At 41.9% G+C, this 4,691-nt stretch carries 4 protein-coding genes; 2 read left to right on the top strand and 2 right to left on the bottom strand.

The window, feature by feature from the left end; genetic code table 11:
• Positions 1-119, bottom strand: a 119-nt coding sequence (locus AC1DPZ_RS22205; RefSeq protein ID WP_477407548.1) for a Rho termination factor N-terminal domain-containing protein, incomplete at its 3' end; no start/stop codon positions are given.
• Positions 120-470: 351 nt separating this feature from the next.
• On the opposite strand from AC1DPZ_RS22205, the gene pyrF reads away from it, so the two are divergent.
• The gene (pyrF, locus tag AC1DPZ_RS22200) at positions 471-1,301 is read left to right on the top strand and encodes an orotidine-5'-phosphate decarboxylase (protein ID WP_477407546.1); all 831 of its coding nucleotides are present in this window, start codon (positions 471-473) and stop codon (positions 1,299-1,301) included.
• Positions 1,302-1,337: 36 nt separating this feature from the next.
• Here pyrF and AC1DPZ_RS22195 read toward each other — a convergent pair whose 3' ends face one another.
• Entirely contained in the window at positions 1,338-2,765 is a 1,428-nt protein-coding gene (locus AC1DPZ_RS22195) for a B12-binding domain-containing radical SAM protein (RefSeq protein WP_477407544.1), read from the bottom strand.
• Positions 2,766-2,987: 222 nt separating this feature from the next.
• On the opposite strand from AC1DPZ_RS22195, the gene AC1DPZ_RS22190 reads away from it, so the two are divergent.
• Positions 2,988-4,691, top strand: a 1,704-nt coding sequence (locus AC1DPZ_RS22190; protein WP_477407542.1) for a S9 family peptidase, incomplete at its 3' end; no start/stop codon positions are given.

Below are 4,691 nucleotides of genomic sequence, written 5' to 3'. Positions count from 1 at the left end.
ATAATACGGGCTATTAGCAAGGCTTTGCGTAGTTCGTCGGCCTCGGCAATACCTAAATTTTTTGCAATATCGCGCAACTCAGAAACGAGTTTGTCGTTCAATTCGATTTTATCAGACATGATATGAATTATAGTTCAAAAGGGATTTTTAATATTGTAATTAGTTTTCAAACGGTAATAAGGTTTCCACGTGCATTAAAATTTTTGTGTACACAAAGGCCTTATTGTAAATAATTGATCTTGAAACATTGATTAAGTAAACATCCAAACCCAGTCAAAGTATTAACAAATAAATATCGTGGGTTTTTAAATTGTTTCTTTAGTGCAAGAAAAATTCAAAGGAAAACAATGCAATTGTAAACAAATATTCTTTAATTTCAAATTAATTAAATAAATATCTCGTCGGCTGCGATGTTTAAGCTAAATTTTTAGTTTTTTTGACAATCAGAACATTTTAACACCCTTCCGATGATATCCCGCAAGCAGCTAATAGACCAAATAAAGCAAAAGAAGTCCTTTTTATGTGTGGGCCTTGATACAGATATTGATAAGATCCCTGAGTTTTTAAAGGAATACCCCGATCCTGTACTGGAATTCAATAAACGCATCATTGATGCTACCAGGGATCTGTGTATATCCTATAAACCCAATGCGGCTTTTTACGAAGCACGTGGTATTAAAGGTTTGCAAAGTCTGATTGATACCTGGAAATACCTGCCAGCCGACACCTTAAATATAATAGACGCAAAAAGGGGCGATATCGGTAATACGTCCGATAAATACGCCAAAGCCTTTTTTGACCAAAATGCATCCGGAATGAGCTTTGATGCAATTACTATTACACCATATATGGGTAATGACAGTGTAACGCCTTACCTGGCCTATGAAGGTAAATGGATAATTATACTGGCGCTTACTTCATCGGTAGGTAGTAAAGATTTACAATACCTGCAAACCGGCGACGGCTATCTGTATGAAACAGTAATTCAAAAAGCCAATACCTGGGCCGGTGCAGATAGGATCATGTACGTAGTAGGGGCTACCAAAAGTACCGAGTTTACCAATATTCGGATTTTCTCACCCGATAACTTCCTGCTGGTTCCCGGTGTGGGCGCACAGGGGGGGAGCCTGGAAGAGGTATGCAAGTATGGCATCACCAAAGATTGCGGCCTTATAGTAAACGCTTCACGCTCTATCATTTACGCCGGTAACGATGAAAACTTTGCCGAAGCCGCGCGTGCCGAAGCCCAAAGCATGCAACGGCAAATGCAGGTAGAGTTGGAGAAAGCAGGGGTGATATAGTTTTTGGAGAGTGTGGAATAAGCCGATTAGCCGGAGTTAATGTTCTGGCAAAAAAGCAGGTACTTGTAACTCCCGGTTATCCAATGGTGGATTTACAGCTTTATTGAAATTTATTTTCGACAATACAGTTTCAAGAGCGGGGAGTGTATTGTTTAAACTTTTTGTTTTGATCAGGAAATTCCATACAGGTTCAAATTTTTTCCATCCTCCCGAATAAAAAAAATGTTTTAATTTATGAATGTTGGATTCATGCTGCATGCTGGCTTTAAATATATTATTCCATCTATAAAATTCTTTATAGGCCCACCAATAGCCATCTTCAAGTTCCTGTGCAGTTAAACCAACGGTTTGGTAAACAACTTTGCGTGTATCATACAGCTCCCAATTTTTAGTGAGTATTCTGCCCTGCCGTTCCATGCTATTAAAAAGTTCTGTGCCGGGGTACGGCGTTAAAACATGATAGGTTGATGTAGTAATGGAATGTTTTACACCCCAGTCAACTGTTCTTTTAAAAACATCCTTATCATCATCGTCTAAACCAAAAACAAAACTCCCGTTTATCATGATCCCCAAGCTATGCAGGCGGTTTACAGCCTTTACATAATCTTTTTCAAGGTTTTGCTTTTTGTTGCTTTGTTTTAGATTTTGGGGCGAAAATGTTTCGAATCCTACAAATAAACTTCTAAGGCCTGCTTCGGCAGCCTTTTCTATAAGGTTGCCTCTAAGTATAGAATCAACAGTTGCTGCGCCCTGAAAGACACGTTTCATGCCTTTCATTCCATCAAAAAGACTACTGGCAAATTTGGCATTTCCCAACAGGTGATCATCCAAAAAATACAGGTGCCTGCCAGGCAGCCTGTCAATTTCGGACAGTGCATCGTCAACCTCCTGCGTATAAAAGGTACGGCCACCTTCAAAAAATGCGTCCTTATAACAAAAGCTGCAATGATGGGGACAGCCCCGGGTAACCACAATTGAATTGGGCACAAGGTACAAATGCCTCTTGATCAGATCGCGGCGTATAGGCGGAACTTTTTCGAGTGTACGGATGGTGGAATTATAAACCTTTTGTGGGCAGCGGTTCTTAAAATCCAATAAAAACCTCGGAAAAGTGTCTTCACCCGGCCCTGTAAAAATACTATCAGCATGGGGCGCTGCCTCCATAGGTAAGGATGTAACATGAAGGCCGCCTAAAATCACATAAGCGCCTTTTGCCCGGTAATGATCGGCAATTTTATAGGCGCGGTAAGCATTGGTGATATACACCTGGATAATTACCAAATCGGGGTTATCGTCCAGGTTAAGCTTTTCAACATGCTGGTCTTGCAGGTCTATTTCATCATCTGGCGAAAGGTAAGCTGCAAGTGTTGCCAAACCCAATGGCGGGAACAGTGAATATTTTATTGGTCGCCAAAATGGACTTTCGGCTTCTGTTAAGGCAGGGAGTATCATTTTAACTTTCATGAATGATTTATTTAAAAGTACTTTGAATGACAAAGTAAATGAATAAATTTAATTATTGCAAATAATTAATTGAACAGTTAATTGGGTTTGAAATAGTTAGTATAATAATTGACCGGGCGAGTCGGGATTTACATATTGTAATATTTCTATTGTGAGCGCTTAAATTCTCATAAATCCTGGTACTAATTGTTAAATTACAGGCTTTATTCATCATATCCGTCTATGAAAAGAGCCTTCTTATCCCTTATTGCCATATCCGTTTCCCTGTATGTAAGCGGCCAGCAGGAAAAAAAGACTTTAAAACCGATTGACATCAATCGCATTCCTACACTTACCGATCCTCAGCTTTCGCCGGATGGTAAATGGGTCGCCTATAGTGTATCCGAAGTTGATACAGCAAAGGATAAGCGTGTATCGCACCTGTGGATGCAAAGCTGGGATGGTAAAGAATCTATCGAACTAACACACGGTGCCGAAGCTGCTTCATCGCCAAGATGGTCGCCCGATGGAAAATATTTATCATTTCTTTCATCGCGCGATTCAAAGAACGGGGCACAGGTTTGGCTGATTGATCGCCGGGGTGGAGAGGGCGTTAAACTTACAGATATTAAAGGTAACCTGGACGATTATTCATGGTCGCCGGATAGTAAAAAGCTGGTGATTGTAATTGGTGACCCTGCAAATAAGGGTAAAGAAGCACCCAAAACACCAAAGCCGATTGTAATAGACCGCTACCATTTTAAGCAGGATGTTGAAGGCTACCTACAGCACCTGCACCAGCATTTGTACCTGCTTGATGTAGCCACCAAAAGGCTGGATACCCTTACCAAAGGTGATAAGGACGAAGCCTCGCCGGTATGGTCGCCTGATAGTAAAACAATCGCATTTGTAAGTAATCGCAGTATCGATCCGGATAAAAATGAGAATACCGATATTTTCACCATAGACGCCAGGCCTAACGCCAGCATGCTGCAGGTAACTACCTGGAAGGGCCCCGACAGGAACCCGCAGTGGAGCCCGGATGGTAAACTGATCTCGTACCTGCGCTCAACCAGTGATGCTGATTATATGATGTATGATCAAAATGTGTTGTGTACGATGGATGTGGTTGGTTCAAACAAAAAGGTATTAACCCCGCAGCTCGATCGCCCGGTTGGTAACCAAATCTGGGCTAAGGATAGTAAAAGTATTTGGTTTATAGTAGCTGATGACCGCGAGCGCTATGTAGCCGGTGTGAGCGTAAACAATGGTAAAATTACCACCATAAATAAAGGTGAATATGGCATTACTGATATTGGCACAAATGCGACGGGTAATTGGGTAGTACAAAAAAGTGATCCGTATACTCCCGCTGAATTATTTGCTTTGGAAGGTGGTAAGTTGCGCCGGCTAACATTTCATCAGCAAGCGTGGTTAAATACAGTTAAACTGGCGCATGTAGAAGGTTTTGAATCAATCAGTATTGATAGTACACAGGTTTCGGGCATTATATTAACTCCTGATAGCAACGCCAAAAAGCTGCCATTGATCTTATTTATTCACGGTGGACCGGTTGGTCAGGATGAATATACGTTTGATGCTACCAGGCAGGTGTTGGCAGGTGCAGGATATGCCGTAGCCGCTGTGAATTACCGTGGCAGTAATGGCCGGGGATTAGACTATTGTAAAGCCATTTATGCCGATTGGGGTAATAAGGAAGTTAAGGATCTGCTTGGCGCCGTTGATAAACTGGAAAAACTGGGCATAGCCGATCCCGAGCGTTTGGGTATAGGCGGATGGAGCTACGGAGGTATTCTTACCGATTATACTATAGCAACCGATACCCGTTTCAAAGCTGCAGCCAGCGGTGCTGGCAGTGCATTGCAGCTATCAGTTTATGGCAGCGACCAGTATGTGTTGCAGTATGAAAACGAACTGGGTGTGCCC

This window comes from Mucilaginibacter sp. P4_G9 (genome assembly GCF_056400985.1).
Note: the sequence above shows the minus strand (reverse complement) of the source record. Positions and strands in the feature narration are given on the sequence as shown.

What these genes read in the sequence shown, in the direction of transcription:
- AC1DPZ_RS22195 (WP_477407544.1), bottom strand. Translation starts at nt 2,765, where the DNA reads ATGAAAGTTAAAATGATACTCCCTGCCTTAACAGAAGCCGAAAGTCCA.